The 18,875-nt window shown below is 30.7% G+C and carries 21 protein-coding genes; 2 read left to right on the forward strand and 19 right to left on the reverse strand.

Annotated elements, in window-relative coordinates:
• Positions 1-13: 13 nt before the first annotated feature.
• From RYO54_RS11070 to RYO54_RS11145, 16 genes are all read right to left on the reverse strand, one after another.
• Positions 14-298 (reverse strand): BMC domain-containing protein, encoded by a 285-nt coding sequence (locus tag RYO54_RS11070; protein WP_315118595.1) that lies wholly within the window; start codon positions 296-298, stop codon positions 14-16.
• Between the two features lie 37 nt (positions 299-335).
• Complete coding sequence (locus RYO54_RS11075; RefSeq protein WP_315118597.1) at positions 336-1,808, reverse strand: acetaldehyde dehydrogenase (acetylating); 1,473 nt, start codon at positions 1,806-1,808, stop codon at positions 336-338.
• Entirely contained in the window at positions 1,808-2,422 is a 615-nt protein-coding gene (locus RYO54_RS11080; protein ID WP_315118598.1) for a BMC domain-containing protein, read from the reverse strand. Before RYO54_RS11080 ends, RYO54_RS11075 begins: the two co-directional genes overlap by 1 nt.
• A 15-nt stretch (positions 2,423-2,437) precedes the next feature.
• A complete protein-coding gene (eutL, locus tag RYO54_RS11085) occupies positions 2,438-3,097 on the reverse strand; it encodes an ethanolamine utilization microcompartment protein EutL (protein ID WP_315118600.1) in 660 nt (219 codons plus the stop codon).
• Between the two features lie 17 nt (positions 3,098-3,114).
• The gene (eutC, locus tag RYO54_RS11090; RefSeq protein ID WP_315118668.1) at positions 3,115-3,999 is read right to left on the reverse strand and encodes an ethanolamine ammonia-lyase subunit EutC; all 885 of its coding nucleotides are present in this window, start codon (positions 3,997-3,999) and stop codon (positions 3,115-3,117) included.
• A gap of 15 nt (positions 4,000-4,014) precedes the next feature.
• A complete protein-coding gene (locus RYO54_RS11095; protein ID WP_315118602.1) occupies positions 4,015-5,379 on the reverse strand; it encodes an ethanolamine ammonia-lyase subunit EutB in 1,365 nt (454 codons plus the stop codon).
• Positions 5,380-5,396: 17 nt separating this feature from the next.
• Positions 5,397-6,830, reverse strand: a complete 1,434-nt coding sequence (eutA, locus tag RYO54_RS11100) for an ethanolamine ammonia-lyase reactivating factor EutA (RefSeq protein ID WP_315118669.1) — start codon at positions 6,828-6,830, stop codon at positions 5,397-5,399.
• 113 nt (positions 6,831-6,943) lie between these two features.
• Positions 6,944-8,383, reverse strand: coding sequence for a sensor histidine kinase (locus RYO54_RS11105; protein ID WP_315118604.1), 1,440 nt, complete (start codon positions 8,381-8,383; stop codon positions 6,944-6,946).
• Positions 8,373-8,948, reverse strand: coding sequence for an ANTAR domain-containing response regulator (locus RYO54_RS11110; protein ID WP_315118606.1), 576 nt, complete (start codon positions 8,946-8,948; stop codon positions 8,373-8,375). The genes RYO54_RS11105 and RYO54_RS11110 overlap by 11 nt, the downstream gene beginning before the upstream one ends.
• A gap of 25 nt (positions 8,949-8,973) precedes the next feature.
• Positions 8,974-9,402, reverse strand: coding sequence for a EutP/PduV family microcompartment system protein (locus RYO54_RS11115; RefSeq protein WP_315118607.1), 429 nt, complete (start codon positions 9,400-9,402; stop codon positions 8,974-8,976).
• Between the two features lie 13 nt (positions 9,403-9,415).
• On the reverse strand, positions 9,416-9,763 hold the full coding sequence (locus RYO54_RS11120; RefSeq protein WP_315118608.1) for a BMC domain-containing protein: 348 nt from the start codon (positions 9,761-9,763) through the stop codon (positions 9,416-9,418).
• Positions 9,764-9,909: 146 nt separating this feature from the next.
• Positions 9,910-11,043, reverse strand: coding sequence for a 1-propanol dehydrogenase PduQ (locus RYO54_RS11125; protein WP_315118609.1), 1,134 nt, complete (start codon positions 11,041-11,043; stop codon positions 9,910-9,912).
• Between the two features lie 302 nt (positions 11,044-11,345).
• Entirely contained in the window at positions 11,346-11,561 is a 216-nt protein-coding gene (locus RYO54_RS11130; RefSeq protein ID WP_315118610.1) for a helix-turn-helix transcriptional regulator, read from the reverse strand.
• A 9-nt stretch (positions 11,562-11,570) separates the two neighbouring features.
• Positions 11,571-12,005, reverse strand: a complete 435-nt coding sequence (locus RYO54_RS11135) for a DUF2975 domain-containing protein (RefSeq protein ID WP_315118612.1) — start codon at positions 12,003-12,005, stop codon at positions 11,571-11,573.
• Between the two features lie 44 nt (positions 12,006-12,049).
• Positions 12,050-12,595: a hypothetical protein gene (locus tag RYO54_RS11140; protein ID WP_315118614.1), complete on the reverse strand. Its 546-nt coding sequence runs from the start codon at positions 12,593-12,595 to the stop codon at positions 12,050-12,052.
• 209 nt (positions 12,596-12,804) lie between these two features.
• Positions 12,805-12,975, reverse strand: coding sequence for a hypothetical protein (locus tag RYO54_RS11145; RefSeq protein WP_315118616.1), 171 nt, complete (start codon positions 12,973-12,975; stop codon positions 12,805-12,807).
• Between the two features lie 129 nt (positions 12,976-13,104).
• On the opposite strand from RYO54_RS11145, the gene RYO54_RS11150 reads away from it, so the two are divergent.
• A complete protein-coding gene (locus RYO54_RS11150; RefSeq protein ID WP_315118618.1) occupies positions 13,105-14,331 on the forward strand; it encodes a hypothetical protein in 1,227 nt (408 codons plus the stop codon).
• Positions 14,332-14,720: 389 nt separating this feature from the next.
• Here RYO54_RS11150 and RYO54_RS11155 read toward each other — a convergent pair whose 3' ends face one another.
• The 3 genes from RYO54_RS11155 to RYO54_RS11165 are packed head-to-tail and all read right to left on the reverse strand — an operon-like array spanning position 14,721 to position 17,635.
• Complete coding sequence (locus RYO54_RS11155; protein WP_315118619.1) at positions 14,721-15,272, reverse strand: DUF2284 domain-containing protein; 552 nt, start codon at positions 15,270-15,272, stop codon at positions 14,721-14,723.
• 51 nt (positions 15,273-15,323) lie between these two features.
• Positions 15,324-16,163, reverse strand: a complete 840-nt coding sequence (locus tag RYO54_RS11160; protein WP_315118621.1) for a metallophosphoesterase — start codon at positions 16,161-16,163, stop codon at positions 15,324-15,326.
• Positions 16,164-16,210: 47 nt separating this feature from the next.
• Entirely contained in the window at positions 16,211-17,635 is a 1,425-nt protein-coding gene (locus tag RYO54_RS11165) for a sigma 54-interacting transcriptional regulator (RefSeq protein WP_315118623.1), read from the reverse strand.
• 119 nt (positions 17,636-17,754) lie between these two features.
• On the opposite strand from RYO54_RS11165, the gene RYO54_RS11170 reads away from it, so the two are divergent.
• The gene (locus tag RYO54_RS11170) at positions 17,755-18,537 is read left to right on the forward strand and encodes an enoyl-CoA hydratase-related protein (RefSeq protein WP_315118625.1); all 783 of its coding nucleotides are present in this window, start codon (positions 17,755-17,757) and stop codon (positions 18,535-18,537) included.
• Positions 18,538-18,875: the final 338 nt, after the last annotated feature.

The following is an 18,875-nucleotide window of genomic DNA, read 5'->3' on the forward strand; positions in this document are numbered from 1 at the left end:
CTTTATAACTTTACTATTCTTGTACTTTTGGAAGAATAGCATCTACTTCAAAGTGTGGTCTTGGTATTACGTGAACTGATACTAATTCTCCTACTCTTTCAGCAGCAGCAGCTCCTGCATCTGTAGCTGCTTTAACAGCTCCAACGTCTCCTCTTACCATAACAGTAACAAGCCCACCACCTACGTGTTCTTTTCCTACTAGTGTAACATTTGCAGCTTTAACCATAGCATCCGCTGCTTCAATTGCTCCTACCAATCCTTTAGTTTCAATCATTCCTAATGCGTTTGTATTTGCCATAATAAAATCCTCCTTAAATTTCACTTACTTAAATTTTTTAATTTAATTGTTGAAGTATTCTTTTTACTAATTCATCTATAAGCTCTTCTTTGTCAGCTTTAGAACCAAAAGTTTCTATAGATGATATTGGTTTTTCATTGCCTCTTAATTCTTCAAGTTCTCTAACTCCATAAGCCACTCTTCTTATATTCAAAAGATTAAATGGCCCAATGTTATCTGAAGTGGAACTTCCTCCGACAGCACCACAACCTAAAGTTAGAGCAGGCATTAAGTTGGTAGTTGCTCCAATACCTCCTAGAGCACCTGGGGTATTTATAAGCATCCTTGATACTGGTTTTCTTAATGCAAACTCTCTTATTATTTTCTCATTCTCTGAGTGAATTATAAGAGTGTGACCAGCACCTTCATTATTTAATATCTCTATGCACTTTTCACAAGCACTTTCCCAATCCTTTTCTGTATAGAATGCAAGTATTGGAGCAAGCTTTTCTCTTGAGTATGGAACAGTATTACCAACCCTTGTTTCTGCGGCAACTAGAACCCTTGTTCCTTCTGGAATACTTAAGCTTGCAAGATTAGCTATAGCTTCTACACTCTTTCCAACTATCTGTGGATTCATGGTTCCATTAGCTCTCATTATAAATTTTTCAAGCTTTTTAGCTTCTTCATCAGTTAAAAAGTAAGCCCCTTGTTTTTTAAGCTCTTTAATTACTTCTTCTTTAATACATTCTTCAACTACTACAGATTGCTCAGAAGCACATATTGTTCCATTATCGAAAGTTTTAGAGTCCAATATTCTCTTAACTGCTAAAGGAATATTAGCACTTCTTTCAATAAATGCTGGACCATTTCCAGGACCTACTCCAATGGCTGGAGTACCAGATGAGTATGCAGCTTTAACCATAGCTGAACCACCGGTAGCAAGGATTAATGCTATATCATTATGTTTCATTAACACATCTGTGCCTTCCATCGTTGGAACTGTCATACAAGCTATAGCACCATCTGGGCATCCTGCCGCTTTAGCAGCTTCAGAAATAATCTTTACAGTTTCAAGTATACAATTCTTAGCATTTGGATGAGGTGAAAAAACTATAGCATTTGCCGATTTTATGGATATCATAGCTTTATATATAGCTGTAGATGTTGGATTTGTTGAAGGTATTAGTCCTGCAACGACTCCAACTGGAACTGCTACTTCTATAATTTTATTCACTTTATCATCTTCTAATATGCCTACTGTCTTCATATCTTTGATGGCATTGTAAACTATTTTAGAAGCAAAAGTATTTTTCACTATTTTATCTTGCCATTTTCCAAATCCGGTTTCTTCGTTGGCCATTTTAGCTAATCTTTCTGCATTCTCAAATCCTGCATCAGCAATAGCCTTTACTATTTTGTCAATCTGCGATTGACTCATCTGTGCTAGCACTCTTTGGGCTTCTTTAGCTTTTTTTATTAAATTTCTAACTTCTTGTACTAAGACCAAATCTTTATCTAGAAGCTCCATTAATTATCACCCTCTCTGTAAAAATTTAATATTTGTTTTATTAGTTCATCTTTTTTTCCAAACTTAATCTGTTTATTTGTCATGGTAGGTAATTTTAATTCCCTTGCCAATTTTCTTAAATCTTCAACTTTCATTTCTAAAAGTTCATCTTCTTTATATTTATTCTCTGATTTCTCAGTTTCTTTTACATCATCTATTTTATTTATATTTACATCTATTTTTTCTATGTCTTGTATATGTTCAATTTCTTCTTTTTCTTTAGTTTCTTCTTCTTTAATTTCTTCTTTAACTGATTTTTCAAGTTTGCTTTTTAAATCTATGTTTTTAATAGAATGATTCTCATTCATTTCAGGGATTATTTTTAAAGTTTCCTCATGCATCCTTGGAATAACGTGAGAGGTTAGGAATACTCCCAGTCTTTCTACAGATGCCACTCCAGCATCTACAGCAGCTTTAACTGCATCTACGTCTCCAGTAAGCTTTACTGTAACTATTCCGCCTTTCACTTTCTCCCAACCTACAAGATTTACATTAGCAGCTTTAAGTGCAGAGTCAGCAGCCTCTATAGCTCCTAGTAAACCCTTAACTTCTATTAATCCTAGTGACTTATACATATTTATTCCTTAAAATTAATAGTTAGTTGGGTTTTCTGCTACAGATTGCACTGCTGCTGCAAATGCGTCACAAGCAGCTTTAGCAGCTGATTGACTTCCTGTTAATAATCCCCCACCAAAGTTGGTTTCTGATGGTGGTCCGAAAAAGGCTACCATCCTAACATCTGCCGCTTTTAATGCTGCATCTAATCCGTACATAGCTTCAAGGGGTGGGGCTATTAAATAAGCTAACGGCTCTCCCTCTTCTATTCCAGCTACTCCAGATAAATATGAACCTGTTCTTGATACAGTGTGAGCAAAATATGGTATTGTATTGTCATCATTAGCACTTGTAAAATGTGCTCCATTTCCACTTTCTATGAAATCAACAGCAGCATTTAATCCGCTTCTTACTTCTGCTGGGCTAGGTCCTGCAAGTATTCCTATAACTTCTCCTGCAAGTTTCGTTGAAGCATTAGCAGAACCAGCGTACATTGATCTTGCATAAACAACATCTACATCAGCTGCTTTAGTAGCTTCATCAAGTGCAGTATAAGTTACGTCATCTATATCAGCAGTAATTAACCCTAAGCTTTTATGGTGTGGTTTTAATTCAAATTTTTCAGCTAAGTCTAGGCTTACGTTTGAAATAATCTTAACACTTAACACTGTAGCGCGAATTGCTTCATTCTTCACTTTCAATTCCTCCTATATTATAGTTTCAAATCTATACCGGATGCTTTTCTATCAAGCATAGTTTTTATAAGTTCAGCTATGTGGGCGCCAGCTTCAACAGGTGGTGTACCACCTTTGTGTATATTGGAAATAACTGTTCTCTTTGCTTCTGGCATATTTACTGTTGGCTTATACGCAATATAAGCACTCATAGATTCAGCTGTAACCAACCCTGGTCTCTCTCCAACAAGTAAACATATTACATCTGCTCCAGTAGCTTCACCTATAACGTCCATTGCCGGAACTCTGCAATGTTTTACAAAGATAACTTCAGGAACATCTATTCCATAAATTTTTAAACCTTGTTTTAAAGCTGGTAATATATCTCCAAGATTTGCTTCAATAGCAGAAGAGCTTAATCCATCTCCTACAACTACTTGAACCTTTGCATTCTTTCTAAAATTATCCTTTAAAAGTTTAATTGTATCTTCTGAAAACTTTCTTCCTAGATCTGGACGTGTTATATACTCGTCTTTATCCTTACATAATGTCGCAATAGGTACTAAATTATTTTCTTTTATATATTCTTCTCCTACATATGAGAACACAGCATCCTGAGCAGCTGCGTGATCCGCTCTGAATCTAAGAGAGGTTTCAGTTTTATATCTTGGACCTGCTCTCCATATTCCAATTCTTGCTGGCGTTTTTTCCTTCATTTTCAAATAGCCTTCTCTATCCTCAGGCTCTGGTACTAAAAGTTGTTTTCTTATTTCAACTTCTGTTACATCGTCTAAGTATCTATCTTCTGTATCAAATGTCTCTGTGGATTTTCTAATAACTTTTCCAACAGTCTCTTCGCTACCATTTGATACCATTTGCGCTAATAACTTTTCAACCATTGACTTTAATTCTTTTTCATTAATCACCCTATATCCCTCCTATTTCAAGAATACTGATGCGTCTCCTGCTTTTTTAGTAAGCTTTCCATTATGGTAGAATCCCATTTTTTCTAACCATGTTTCAAATTCCTTTATTGGTTTTAATCCTAATAATTCTCTTAATGCAGCAGTTTCATGGAATCCTGTACATTGATAGTTAAGCATCACGTCATCACCATGTGGAATTCCCATAAAAAAGTTGCATCCAGCTGCTGAAAGTAATACTGATAAGTTTTCAATATCATTTTGGTCAGCTTTCATATGATTTGTATAACAAGCATCGCAACCCATAGATATTCCTGTTAGTTTACCCATAAAGTGATCCTCTAATCCTGCTCTTATAACCTGTTTGGAGTCATAAAGAAATTCTGGTCCTATGAATCCTACAACTGTATTAACTATAAAAGGATCATATTTCTTACCAAATCCATAGCATCTTGCTTCCATTGTAACCTGGTCAACATCATGATGAGACTCAGATGAAAGTTCGGAACCTTGACCTGTTTCAAAATACATTACATTTGGACCTTCTCCTGTACCTTCTTTTAGAGCTAAATCTCTGGCTTCCTCAAGCATGCTTGCTGAAATTCCAAAGGCTTCATTTGCCTTTTGTGAGCCAGCTATGGATTGGAATATAAGATCCGTAGGAGCTCCCTTTCTTATAGCCTCCATTTGTGTAGTTACATGTGCAAGCACACAAATTTGAGTTGGTATTTCCCACTTTCTCTTAAATTCATCAAATCTTTTTAGAACTCTTGATACACTTTCAACAGAGTCATCAACTGGATTTAATCCTATTACAGCGTCTCCTACTCCATAAGATAAACCTTCCATTAGCGATGCTGTAATTCCATCTGGATCATCTGTGGGGTGGTTTGGTTGAAGTCTTGCTGCTAATACTCTTTCATCCCCTATAGTTGTGTTGCAATGAGCTGTAATTCTTATTTTCCTTGCTCCATAAATAAGGTCCATATTTGACATTAACTTTGCAACAGCAGCTACCATTTCTGAGGTTAAACCTCTTGATATTCTCTTTATATCGGCACCTGTTGTATTTTCGTTTAAAATCCACTCTCTAAGTTCTGATACAGTCCAATTTCTAATTTCATTGTAAATTTTTTCATTAACTGAATCTTGAATTATTCTTGTAACTTCATCTTTTTCATAAGGCACCGCTGGGTTATTTCTTAAATCTGCTAATGTAAGATTTGATAAAACAACTTTTGCTGCTACTCTCTCCTCTGCAGATTCAGCTGCAAGCCCTGCTAGCTTATCACCAGATTTTTCCTCATTTGCCTTACCTAATACTTCATTGAGGGTATTAAATTGATAAACGTGTCCAAATAATTTTGTTTTTAAAATCACGTTAATCCTCCTTCCATTTAGTTAAATACTAATGTTTTTATTACTACTGGTAATACTTTACCTTCAGCTATAGGCTTACCTATATCGATATAATCTCCATTTTCCACTTTGATACCATCGATACAAATAACATCCTTTTTAAGCTGAAAAGCAGCGTATAATGCATGACCGAGAACCTTTGCCATATCATTTTCTACTATTATTATTATGGGAAGCTCTCTTTTTATTAACTCTTCCATACCTTCAGCAAAACCTTTAGCATACGCCTGTATTTCATTAAAGGATGGATTTTTTTTGCCATTTATTGCTATGGCAACTTTTTGAAGATCATTTTCTACCTTGAACCAATTAAGCTTTTCTTTTATAGCTTTTTTTAATGTATCAGTTCCTCCTTTTTCATCTTCCTCAGAAAGTTTTAATATAGGAAGATTTTTTATAGGGAAATGATCTGTTGTATATGTGATTGTGCTTCCGCTAATTTCAGTTGTATGAGAGCCAGCTCCCACCACTGTAGCTCTAATGGTCTCTAGTGGTTTTACAATTTTAAGCTTTTTGCACATATCTGACTTTGCAATTGCTTTTCCTAGTAATATACCTATGTCACCATATTCAAAATAATCATTTACTTCTCCTTGATGATATATGTAGTCTGCTACTCCCCCAGAGAATGAAATGCAATCTATCTTCTCATTTAAACCTATAGATTTATTTGTTACTATAAGATCAAATAATGAAGTCTTTTCTTTGATTCCTACACTTTGTTCTAGTAGACTTACCATTTCATTTATAATTGGGGAAAGTTTTTCACTGGTGACCTTATCTCCAAGTTCTATATCAAAATTCTTTTCTCTAATTATAGTTTGAATTTTTGGTGCAATATATTCTACTTTTTTTGTATTTTTATCAATTTTTATAAGTCTTCCTCCGATGTCAAGACAGCCAGTTTCTTTTACGTCTCCTCTTGAGAAAAGGGCTAGATTGCTAGTTCCTCCTCCAATATCTATATTTACTACGGAAACAGAGTGCTCTTTTGAATAAATATGCGCTCCTGCTCCCTTGCCAGCTATTATGCTCTCTAAATCTGGTCCTGCTGTAGCTACAACAAAATCTCCTGCAAATCCGCTTAAAGAATGTAAAACTTCATTAGCGTTATTCTTTCTTGCAGTTTCACCTGTTATAATTACTGCTCCGGTTTTTATATCTTCTTTTTTTATATTTGCTTTTTCATATTCTTTGTGTACTATATTTTTAATTCCTTCTGCATCTATCTCATCCTTTGATATTAGAGGCGTAAAATAAACTTCACTTTTATAAATTATTTGCTTATCTACTATGGTAATTCTAGGCACTGTAAAGTTTGAGGCCATGTTTTCTATTATAAGTTTTGAAAATATCAGTTGAGTAGTACTAGTTCCTATATCAATTCCAATACTTAATAATTCCTCTCTTATGACAATCACCTCCAAAAAAAAGCTTAAAGTTATATAAAGATTATAAAAATCTTTACAACAACTTTAAGCTTCTTTGCTTAAATAAAACTACATCATTGTAGTCATATATATATTTATTTAAATAAAGGGAACTCAATTATAACTTTTGTACCGTTTTCATCTGAGTATATATTAATATTTCCTATAAGTTTATCCTTAACATAGCTTTTAACTATGGACAACCCAAGGCTATCAATATTTTCTTCCTCAACATTGAAACCCTTCCCGTTATCAATTACAGCTATTATTTTATAATCTTCATCACCTTCAATAAGAACTTGTATTTCACCTTTTGTCATATCTTCAAAGGCATGATCATAACAATTTTGGATAAGTTCATTTATTATTAAAGCTATAGCTGTAGCTCTGTCACTATCAATATAAAAATCCTCTCCAATAAGGTCTATTTCAATTTGTTTAGATGTATTATTAAAGCATCTTTTTATATTTAACAGAATAGAATTAATTACATTAGTAATGCTTATAAGATCCGAAATCTGCTTTGATAAAATTTCATGAGTAGCTGCAATAGCTAATATTCTGCTAACACTTTCTTGAAGGTTAATCTTCGCCTCTTCTGAGACACATCTTCTACTTTGTATTCTTAAGAGGGAAGCCACAGTTTGAAGATTATTTTTAACTCTATGATGAATCTCCCTTATAGCTACAGATTTTGAAATAATTTCTGCTTCCTTATTTTTTATTTCAGTTATGTCGCTTATTATCATAGCTAATTTCAAGTCTCTTTCCTTCATAATTATTTTTTTTATAACAAAATAATATTTTCCTACTTTTATTTCATTTTTTTCAGGCTGTTCCACCATATTTTCACCATAACCATATACCACTTGATCAAAAGTAGTATTATCCAATGACAAATTATCATAGTGAAGTCCTTGTATATCATCCATATATCCAATATTACTGTAGTAAGTGTCTGCTTTTACATTTTTAATTCTTAAAAGTCCTTCTTTATCAAAAATTAAAATAGCATCACCTAAATTGTTATTTATTATTTGATTTGAATTTATCGCAGTCATAAATTGATGAGAAATAAGTTTTTGTTTTAATGGAGATAATTTGCCTATACTAAATTCTCCTTTTATCTCATCACTTATATCCTTTTCAACTATTATAACTCCCACAACTTTTTTCTCATTAGTTATAGGAAAAACCTTTTGTCTAACAAACCTATCTTCTTGAGTCATTGCTCTAATGTCCCTAGAGGGTACTCCAGTTTTTAAAGTTCTTAAAGCTCCTGGTTCATTTTTTCTTAAAGCTTTTTCTCCTACTACTGAAGAGCTATATACAGATTTTCCACTAGAAGGTTTTGCTTCGCATACTACTATAGCTATATCATTATCTCTGGACATAACGTCTATAAAAACATCGCTTTCATAAAATTCAGCCATAATTTCTAAAGATTTGGAAACCTCTATTACCTTCTTTACATCTAAATCTGTTAGATCTGTGTGCTTCTTGCAAAGGGCATAAATAGCTGCACTAGTATTCATAATTTATAAGTATAGTCTGAGCAATTTCAGCCATAGAACATCTTTTATCCATGCTCAGTCGTCTTATCTTTTTGTAAGCTTCATCTTCTGTAATTTTGAATTCTTTCATAAGCATACCCTTTGCTTTTTCTACTACTTTTCTCTCATCAAATTTCCTATTTAATTTTTCTAAATCATCTTTTAGATTTCTAAAATCCTCTCCTCTAGCTAAGCACATCTCTAAAGTTGAAATTAATGATTTTTCATCTAAAGGCTTTACTAAATATCCAAAAGCTCCTACACTTTTAGCTTTTTCTATATATTCAGTATCATTAAATGCCGTTAAAAGTAGAATCCCTCCTGCTAAATTTTCACTCATTATCTTTTTGCTTGCCTTTAGTCCATCTAGTAAAGGCATTTGAATGTCCATTAGCACTATATCGGGAAGATGCTTTTTACAAACTTCAATTGCGTCAAATCCATCTGCAGCCTCTCCTACAACACTGTAGCCTTCTGCCTGAAGGATATCTTTAATATCCATTCTAGTAATAGGTTCATCATCGACTATTACAATTTTCTTATTCATAATATTAATTTTCACCTCAGCTATTTTATCTTAAATAATCGAGCATATCTTTTATGCCAATATCTTTTACTGAAGAAACTTTAAATATTCTCGTAGCACCTGCTGATTCTAATTTTTCTTTTGCTCTTTCAATCTGGTCTTCGTCTTTAGCTAAATCTATTTTTGTAATTATTCCTATAGCTTCTTTAGAAAATATTGATGCAAAACCTGGAGGTATGTATCCTTCCTCCTGAGTACAATCATGTACTAATGCTATAACATCAGCTTCTGCTGCAGTTACAATCAGCGCTCTATAATAAACTCTATTCTCTATATACTCCCCAGGAGTGTCTATAATATTATCATAAAACTCAACTGCTTGAGTTTTTTTATATTCTAAATCTATTTTATTTATCATTTGAGATAATGTGGTTTTTCCGCTTCCAGTTCTTCCAATAAAAATTACCTTTTTCATATTTTCACCTTTATCAAGTCTTAGTTATCTTAGCAGCTGAAAAATTCAGAAGATTTTGAAGCACATTAACCACTTCTTTTAAAGCTGATTCAACCGAAGATACATCACCTGTTAATACCACTGATCCACTAAATCTATCCACAAAGCCAAGTGCAATGCCCGCTGATTTAGTTGCTACATCAGCTGCGATTATAGATGCTTCGCTTGGAGTTATAGTAAGTATTCCAATAGCATCCCTTCTATCTGTCACCAATCCTAATTTTTTGTATATATCCTCATTAGGATTAGCAATGATATGAGCGAGAGTTACTTGTTTACCTGGAACATATTCTTGTATCATCCTCTGCTTTTCTTCATTCATATAATCAACCTACTTCACATTTAAAATAATAAAAGCTTCTTAAAAATAAAATTTCATTTTTAAGAAGCCTCTTTGCTTACTAATAATTTGATACTACATTGTATCTAATTCAATTATAGAATTTTCTCAAAATATTGTCAAGATTTTTATGACTTAATTTTATCAATAATTTGAAGGATGTCGTTTTTTGTAGAAATTCTAGGGTTTGCAGCGGTACATGCATCCTTTAGTGCAAGTTCAGAAATTTCCTCTTTTACTCCATCTATCTTGCTGAGCTCTACATCACATGCTCTTAGTGTAGTTGGCATATTCATAGTTTTTTGCATCTTTTTTATTTCATTTATTAAGCTTCTCACTGCTGACCTTGGAGTAGAGGATGGAAGTCCTAACACTTTAGATAAATCAGCATACTTAAGAGCAGCTCTGCTACATTCATGGCTTCCAAAACCATTAATTTCAGAATTATATTCTACTATATGTGGAAGAAGAATAGAGTTTGTTCTGCCATGTGGAATATGCAATTTACCTCCTATTGCATGGGCAATACCATGGTTTAGTCCTAATCCTGCTGCATCAAAAGCTAACCCTGCTAGACATGAAGCATTATGCATTTTTTCCCTAGCTTCCATGTCTTCTCCATTTTCATATGCTCTAATCAAATATTTAAATACCAAAGAAACTGCTTTTTCAGCAAGAGCATCAGAAAAATCAGAAGCATTTATGGATACATATGCTTCCAATGCATGGGTCAATACGTCCATTCCTGTATCTGCTGTAATAAAGTTTGGCACACTTTTAACCATATTAGGATCAAGTATAGCAATATTGGGTAACAACTCCTGAGAAACTAACGGATATTTTGTTCCCTTACTCTTATCTGTAATTACAGCAAAAGATGTAACTTCTGAACCTGTTCCACTAGTAGTAGGTATAGCTATAAATTCTATATCATTGTTATCTAGTATTTTCTTTGAAAAATCCATTATTGCCTTAGCAGAATCTATAGCAGATCCTCCACCTAGTGCTATAAGTATATCTGGATTTACTTTCCCCATCTCCTCAATTCCTTTTACAACGGTTTCAATGGGAGGGTCTGGAACTATATCTGAAAATATTTCATACTGAACATCTTTTAGCTTCTCTGTAATGAGACTTATAGTTCCTGATTTAACCATAAAAGGGTCTGTAATTATAAAAACTTTTTTATCTTTTATTTGAGAAAGCATATCTAAGGAACTTTCTCCAAAATAAATCTTGGTTTTAATTTCAAAACTATTCACGTTATTTCTCCTTTCTTAAAATACTTCTATTCGCTGTGGTTAAAAATTAGAACAAAAAACTCCATAGGTAATTTAATTACCTATGGAGCTCCTGTGCTCACGTTACACTTCATTGTGTTTAATTCTAATATACTATTGTGAAAATCCATTGTCAATAATTATTCCTAGTTTAACTCTGGATGCATAACTTTATACATTTTAATGCTTTATATAAATTATTTCTTATTTTTGAAATATATTACAAAAACGAAATAAAGGAGAGCTTACAATTTTAAATAAATTCTCTTATAATAAATTAATTGTTATAATTCTTCATCATTTTTGTATTCTAAAATATCGCCTGGCTGACATTGAAGTATACTGCAAATAGCATCTAAGGTAGAAAACCTTATAGCTTTTGCCTTTCCAGTTTTTAATATAGATAGGTTAGCAGGGGTTATACCTACTTTTTCCGAAAGTTCATTAAGAGAAATCTTTCTCTTAGCCATCATAACATCCAAATTTACAACTATAGCCATAATCATTACCTATATAGTTAATTTATTTTCTTCTTTTAGTTTATAAGCTTCATAGAATACATGGGATAATATAAAAGCTAATAATGATAATATCACCAATATTAAAGTTTCTAATCTGATTGCAAATACGCTAAATAAGTTTATTATACTCATACTATTTGATTCCCAAAAGCAACTTATGACTGCTATAAATAAAAATATATACCCTATTTCCTGAAAATTTTTCCTATTTCTTTCTATAAACATATTTCTATTTCTAACAGTATCTGTAATTTTTTTCAATTTATATATCACTACCAGTGTTGCCATAAATATAAGTATAAACACTATATTACTTAATAATGTCATTGAATTTCTATTATTATAAAAATTCATTCCTCCAAATATTATAACAATAATCGCAAGAATATTTAAAAGTGTTTTTAAAGTTTTTATTTCCTTCATATAAATCTTCCTCCTTATTTAATTTATATAATTAAATGTTTTTCTTAGATTATTCTAATCACAAAAATTATAGTAACGAAAAAATGTAGAATATATGCTAATTTAAATTTTTTTATATGTTCCCTAATACGGCCTCTTAATTTATAAACCACAGCTAATATAATCATTAAAAATGCAGCTAGAAAAATACCATAAGTCATCCAAACGGGCAAATTCATGGCTTTTGCTATTAAACCTTCATCATTTATATAGAAAGTATTTACCCCACCTAGTATAGAAAATAAATAAGTATCTAATCTTGTTAAACACATAATTATAGTTATATATGCCCATACATCTTTATTCTTTTCGGTGATATACAATGCAACAACTCCTGCTAAGGCAAGTGTTAAAGACATTACAGGTCCTCCTAATAATCCATAAATACTTATTGCATCTCCTAAAGGCTCTGTATAATTAAAACCAATTACAGCAGGTATATCATCTACTCTATATCCAAACCAATGTCCTAGCTCATGCAATGGTGCTGCTATAATAGTGATAATTATAGCTATTATAGTTTCCTTTATATCCCCATAAGATTTTTTCATATTCCTCTCACCTTTTCAAAATTCTTAATTACATTATATACCACATTTTATCGTTTATCAATAATTATTTATTATATTTTAATATGGAACTTCGATTTACAACTGAGGAGCAAAATCAAGATTCATCAAAACAAAAAGAGTATAACCATTTAGGCTATACTCTTTTTGTCTTTATTTAATTTTTATAAAACATGCTTAGTATAATTAACTCAACCCTTTGGATGTGGATCATAATACATTATTATATTGTCATTATTTAGTGCTGCTTCAATCTTTGTAACGTTAGTATTATTGTTAATCATGCCGAAATTTACATACATAAATTTACAAACTAAACTTATAGTTAAAATCAAAGCTGCGACTTTTTTTCTTTTAACCATTTTACCCCCCCTAAATTTGTTTTATTATATATAATATACTATAAATACCTTAAATAGTAAATAAATTAATTTACTTTGTATGTTTATGTATTATAATATATATAATATTCAGAATTTAGGAGGGGCAAAATGGAACTTACAGACATAACCCAATGTGAGTTTGCACTTAAAACTACAATTAATAATATTAATAGCATGTTTGCTAATGAAAGTTTAAATTTTTATATAATAGAAGATTCTTTGATTAAAAAGGATCCCTCTCATATAAATGATATTTTTGATAAGCTTATAGATTTGTTAACAAATTATAAAGAGGATTCACAAATGGATTTTGTAGATATTATAGAGAATATAGAGAGTTTTCTAATAAATATAGACTATGATATATTGGATATATTAGAAAAGAAAATACTTTTATATGAAAAAATAGGTGATATGTTTAGGGCAAAGAAAGAGTATTATTTAGCTTATACTTATTATATAAAAGCTTTTGAAAATTATTATAATTCCTTTAATGATATTAAATTTTTGAAAGTCTTATCTAGAATATCCTATTGTTGCATTATGCTAACTAAATATAAGGAAAGTATACACTTTGGAAACATTGTTTATTCCTATATTAATAATGGTAGTATTCATAGCAGATTATGTTTTGATGTATTGTTTAATAATGCATTAGCTTATAAAAAACTTAATTTATTTGACCAATCATTAAAGGAAATTGAATATATAGAAAAGAATTTGCCGCCAGAAAGTTTAGTGGATACAGCTGATTTAATAGTACTAAAATCAAATTGCCTTAAAGAAAAAGGCCAATATATTGAAGCTATACAACTAAACTCATATTTGTTATCAATTTTACCTAACTCTGAAGAAGAGATTAAATTAACATCTATAATTAATTTATTAGAGCTTTATTCAGCGATTAAAGACACTGAAAATATTAAAAAATGCTTAGATACATACTTATATATAATAGATAACTATAAACCTTTAAATACTTATAAATATATCGATAAATATTCTCCTGAAATTTATCATGGACTTGGAGTAGCTTATAAGTGTATAGGAAAGTATGCTATTGCTATAAAATATTTTAATGATGCTATAGACAAAGGAGAGTTTTATAGAAATAATATAATAATTAACACCTCTTTAGATAATTTATTTGATATCTATGCCGATCCTGACAATAATTTAGATATAAATGTCCTTAAATATAAACTATTAGAGTTGTTATCTATTAGTACAATTACAATAAATACTTCAATACTGTTAAAATTTATAAATTATTACAATGAACAAAATAGCGGGGATGAGGTAAGAAATTTATTAAGACTTATGTTATGTAGATAAAATAAAAATTGCGGCAAAACTCTTAAAGCTTATTTAGTTAGATGTTTAGATATATAGTTTTTTAGATTTTTAGATAATGAAAAAATTCCCTCAATGGAATTTTCACTACATCTATCATCTACTATCTATTGATATAATCATCTTTAAAAGTATAGGCCACATTACATAGCATTTTTAAGTTTTACACAATAAATAGGTATTTACAATATGTATAGCAATCAATATTTGAAAATATATTTGTAAAACATAAAGGAACTAAGTATATAATGTGAGGAACACCTTTTTCCGAAGTGACATCATTATGTACTTAGCTCCCCTTTTTAGATAATCAATTATTTTAAAATTATAATTTTCCATGGGTCGCAATTTTTATTTATTAAATCACAAATTTACAACAAAAACATTCCAACATATGCTAGTGTATCTTCAGAATAATTGAATTTAAGTCCACAGGAAGTTAGTAATGTTCCTAAGTTTATTCCATAAGCTTCCGCTGAAGATATAGCTTTTTCAGGATAATAGCACTTCTCTTCCTTTGAATAAGCACAGCTTGAGCATATTTTACATGGTCCAGCTCCCATAGGTAAGAGATTAGATATTTTGTGCTTGTCCCTTAAATGCTCAGTTAATCTTCTAGTAAAATCATTGTGCATATCTCTTATTTTATCCGTTTCATTTCTATCCTTTATGTTTTTTACAGGATAAATTGTTTGATAAACAATACCCTTGTCAAAGTTCATGACCTCTAATTTTAATTTTTCCATATCTCCAACCCCTGGAGGACACATCCAGTTAGTCCCGTAATTGCCACAACGATTTTCTTCACAGTATTCTCTAAATTTATTTGAAAACTCTAGTTCCTCGGTTTTAAAAGTTTTTGCATATTTTGCACCAAAATTTAGAATATCTTCAATAATTATTTCCAAATTTAGTTCATCCATTTAAAACTCATCTCCTTAAAAATACAATATAAATTAATTATATAGCAATTTTTACTTTTTTACTAATTCTACACATACAATTTCAGGTCTATTAAAAAGTCTTTGGGGAAAAAGGCTATTGCCTAATCCTCTATTTACTACCATATTAGTATTTTTCTCATTATATACACCTTTATGATACTTAGGAAAAAAACCTTGATTGGGAGCTATTATTCCACCTAAAAACGGAATATTTATTTGTCCTCCATGAGCATGTCCTGTAAATACTAAATCCATGTCCTTTTCCACATAAAGATCAAATAACTCTGGTCTGTGACAAAGTAATATATTAAAAGCATTTTCCCTTTTTATTTTTTCTATTTCTTCTTTGGCAATATCATAGTCTTTATATTTTTCTCTATATCCAATTGTATTAAATGATGGATCATCTATACCTAAGATAAATATTTCTTGTTCACTTTTTCTTATGGATATGGATTCATTTCTTAATACAATCACTCCTTTTTCTTTTAACTTTACTTCCAAGAACGAAAACTTATTAGACCATCCTTCATGATTTCCCGTCACATAGTATATAGGAGCTATATCTTTAATTCCGTGGATCAATGACATTGCTTTTTCTTCATTGTAACTCCTTCTATCTATCAAATCTCCAGTTATAACTATAATATCTGGTTGCTCTTTATTTATTTTGTTTATAATTTGTTTATTGTTCTTACCAAAAACTTTACTGTGTAAATCAGATAGATGTAATAGTTTAATATTATTAAATTCCTTTGGAATTTTGCTACTCTTTATCTTATGTCTTGTTATAACTATGCTATTATTCTGAAAATATAGTATTGAACTCATTAATATAATTATTGATAATATCAGGATTATTTTCTTCATATAAACTATCCTCCATATTTTTATTATATAACATTTAATCTATCAAACTAATCCTCGATTTGTTTTAGTATTTTAATATCTAGCTTTTCTAATTTCTTATACAAGGTCGTCCTATGAATTCCCAGTTCCTTTGCTACTTTAGATATCTTATAATCATTTTCCATTAAGGCCTCAATAATTATATCTTTTTCAAACTCCTTTAATATTAAATCTAAATTATTTTTATTGGAACCAATGACCGAACTACTATCTACTGTTAGCAAATTGGAAGGTAGATGCTTTATCCCTATTATATCTTTATCTGCTATAACATAAGCGCTTTCAATAACATTTTTCAATTCCCTAATATTACCAGGCCATCTATGGCTTAATAACAATTCTCTAGCTCTTTGAGAAATAATCGTATTAGTTTTATATTTTTTGTTTAATTGTTTCAAAAAATTATTAATAAATAAATCTATATCTTCTTTTCTTTGTCTTAATGGGGGTATTTTTATATTTATTACGTTTAATCTATAGTACAAATCTTCTCTGAATTTCTTTTCTTTTATTAATTTTCTTAAATCTTGATGTGTAGCTGCAATGACCCTTACATCAATTGGTATAGGTTTATCCCCTCCAACTCTCTCAATTTCATTTTCTTGTAAAACTCTTAAAAGTTTAGCCTGCATATGTAAAGGCATGTCTCCAATTTCATCTAAAAAAATTGTACCTTTATTAGCTAATTGAAATTTTCCCTTTTTTCCACCTCTTTTTGCTCCTGTAAAAGATCCTTCTTCATAACCGAACAGCTCAGATTCCAAAAGCTCATGTGGTATAGCAGCACAGTTTATGGTGATTAATGGCTTGTCCTTTCTAGGCGATGCATAATGTATAGCATTGGCAAAAACTTCTTTTCCCGTTCCAGTTTCACCATTTATTAATACTGATAAGGTACTGCTGGATGCTTTTTTAGCTAATTTTAAAGTCTCCAAAAAACATTCACTATTACCTAATATTTTATTAAAAGCAAATTTACTTTCCCCCAGTCTTTGCAACTCATCTTTATAATATTTAATTTCTTTGTCCTGTTTAATCAATTTTTGAGCTAACTTCATTGTATGTAGTCTAAATTTAACTTGAGCTACTGCTGCAATAACTTCTCCGTTCTTTTTAACTGGTGCTCTTGTTACAAATAAAAATTTATCCCCCTTATAAGTTCTTTCTCCAATAAGATCATGAATCATATCTACCTCTTTTATACCTTTCTCAGCAATTTGAGGCATTTTAGTATTTGGTATAAATTCACTTATATGATAGCCTATAGCTTTTTCCTTTGTGGTTTCTAAAAATGAACAATAGGCATTATTTATTTCTAATATGGTCCCATTGGTTGAGGTAACTACGAATCCATCCTCTGTCATATCTAAAATTTCTTCAAAAATAAGTTTATAATTCTCTTCATCGTTAATTATATTATTAAACTTATTCATACCATTATTTTCTCTCCTTTAATTACTATTTAAGTAATATTATACCATACAGTTAAAGCTATATTGGTACAATACTTGCTCTATTATATACAAAACTAAAATTTAGGAGGTAAATATAAATGGATCTTAAAAACATATTACTAGAAGAAAAAAATTCAATATTAACCTTAACTTTTAATAGGCCTAAGGCTCTTAACGCTTTAAATAATGAAACATTAAAAGAATTAGAAAAAGTAATTCAATATGCAAAAGAAAAATCAGAAATCAAAGGAGTAATACTAACTGGTGGTAATGGAAAAGCTTTTGTTGCAGGGGCAGATATTGTCCAAATGCTCCCTTATAAATCTGAAGAAGGCAGAGATTATGCCTCTTTTGCTCAAAAGGTATTTAACGATATAGAAAATTTAGAAAAACCGGTAATTGCTGCAGTTAATGGGTATGCTTTAGGTGGTGGATGTGAACTTGCCATTAGTTGTGATATAAGAATTGCTTCTACTAAAGCCACATTTGGACAACCAGAGGTAAATCTAGGAGTAATACCTTGCTTTGGAGGTACTCAACGACTGACTAGATTGGTTGGTGTAGGCATGGCTAAAGAACTAATTTATACTGGCCGATTTGTTAAGGCTGATGAAGCTAAAGCCATAGGACTAGTAAACAAAATAGTGCCTACTGAAGAATTATTAAAAGATGCTTTAACTATGATGGAAAATATTATATGCAAAGCTCCCCTAGCCATAAAATACTCAAAAATTGCTATTGATAGAGGTAAGGAAATGGATTTATTTAATGGGCTTGAGTTAGAGAAAGATTTAGCCGCACTATGCTTTGCTTCTGAAGACAAAGAAGAAGGTATGAAAGCCTTCGTAGAAAAAAGAACCCCTATCTTTAAAAATAAATAAAGTATTAAATTAAAAAGCTGTAGAAATTTTTCTACAGCTTTTTAATCTTCTATTGATTCTTCATCTGAATTTCTTCAATAAACCTAAGTATAACAAAGCTTTAACAATTATTGTAGAAGAATTTCTACATATTATAAATATTTATACAGTTAATTTAAAGATTTTATTACTATAATCATCTTACAATCATCCTTTATTCCATATTGAGGAATATTTTTACAAATCAATAGGGTTATGGCATGGATAATGCTATATAGAATCATAGAACTTTATATTATGAATTGTTATATATTTAACAATTCATATCAAGAGGTGTAAGTTTAAAACACCTCTTGACA

It is taken from the genome of uncultured Clostridium sp. (assembly GCF_963515715.1).
GTDB lineage: Bacteria > Bacillota > Clostridia > Clostridiales > Clostridiaceae > Clostridium_AW.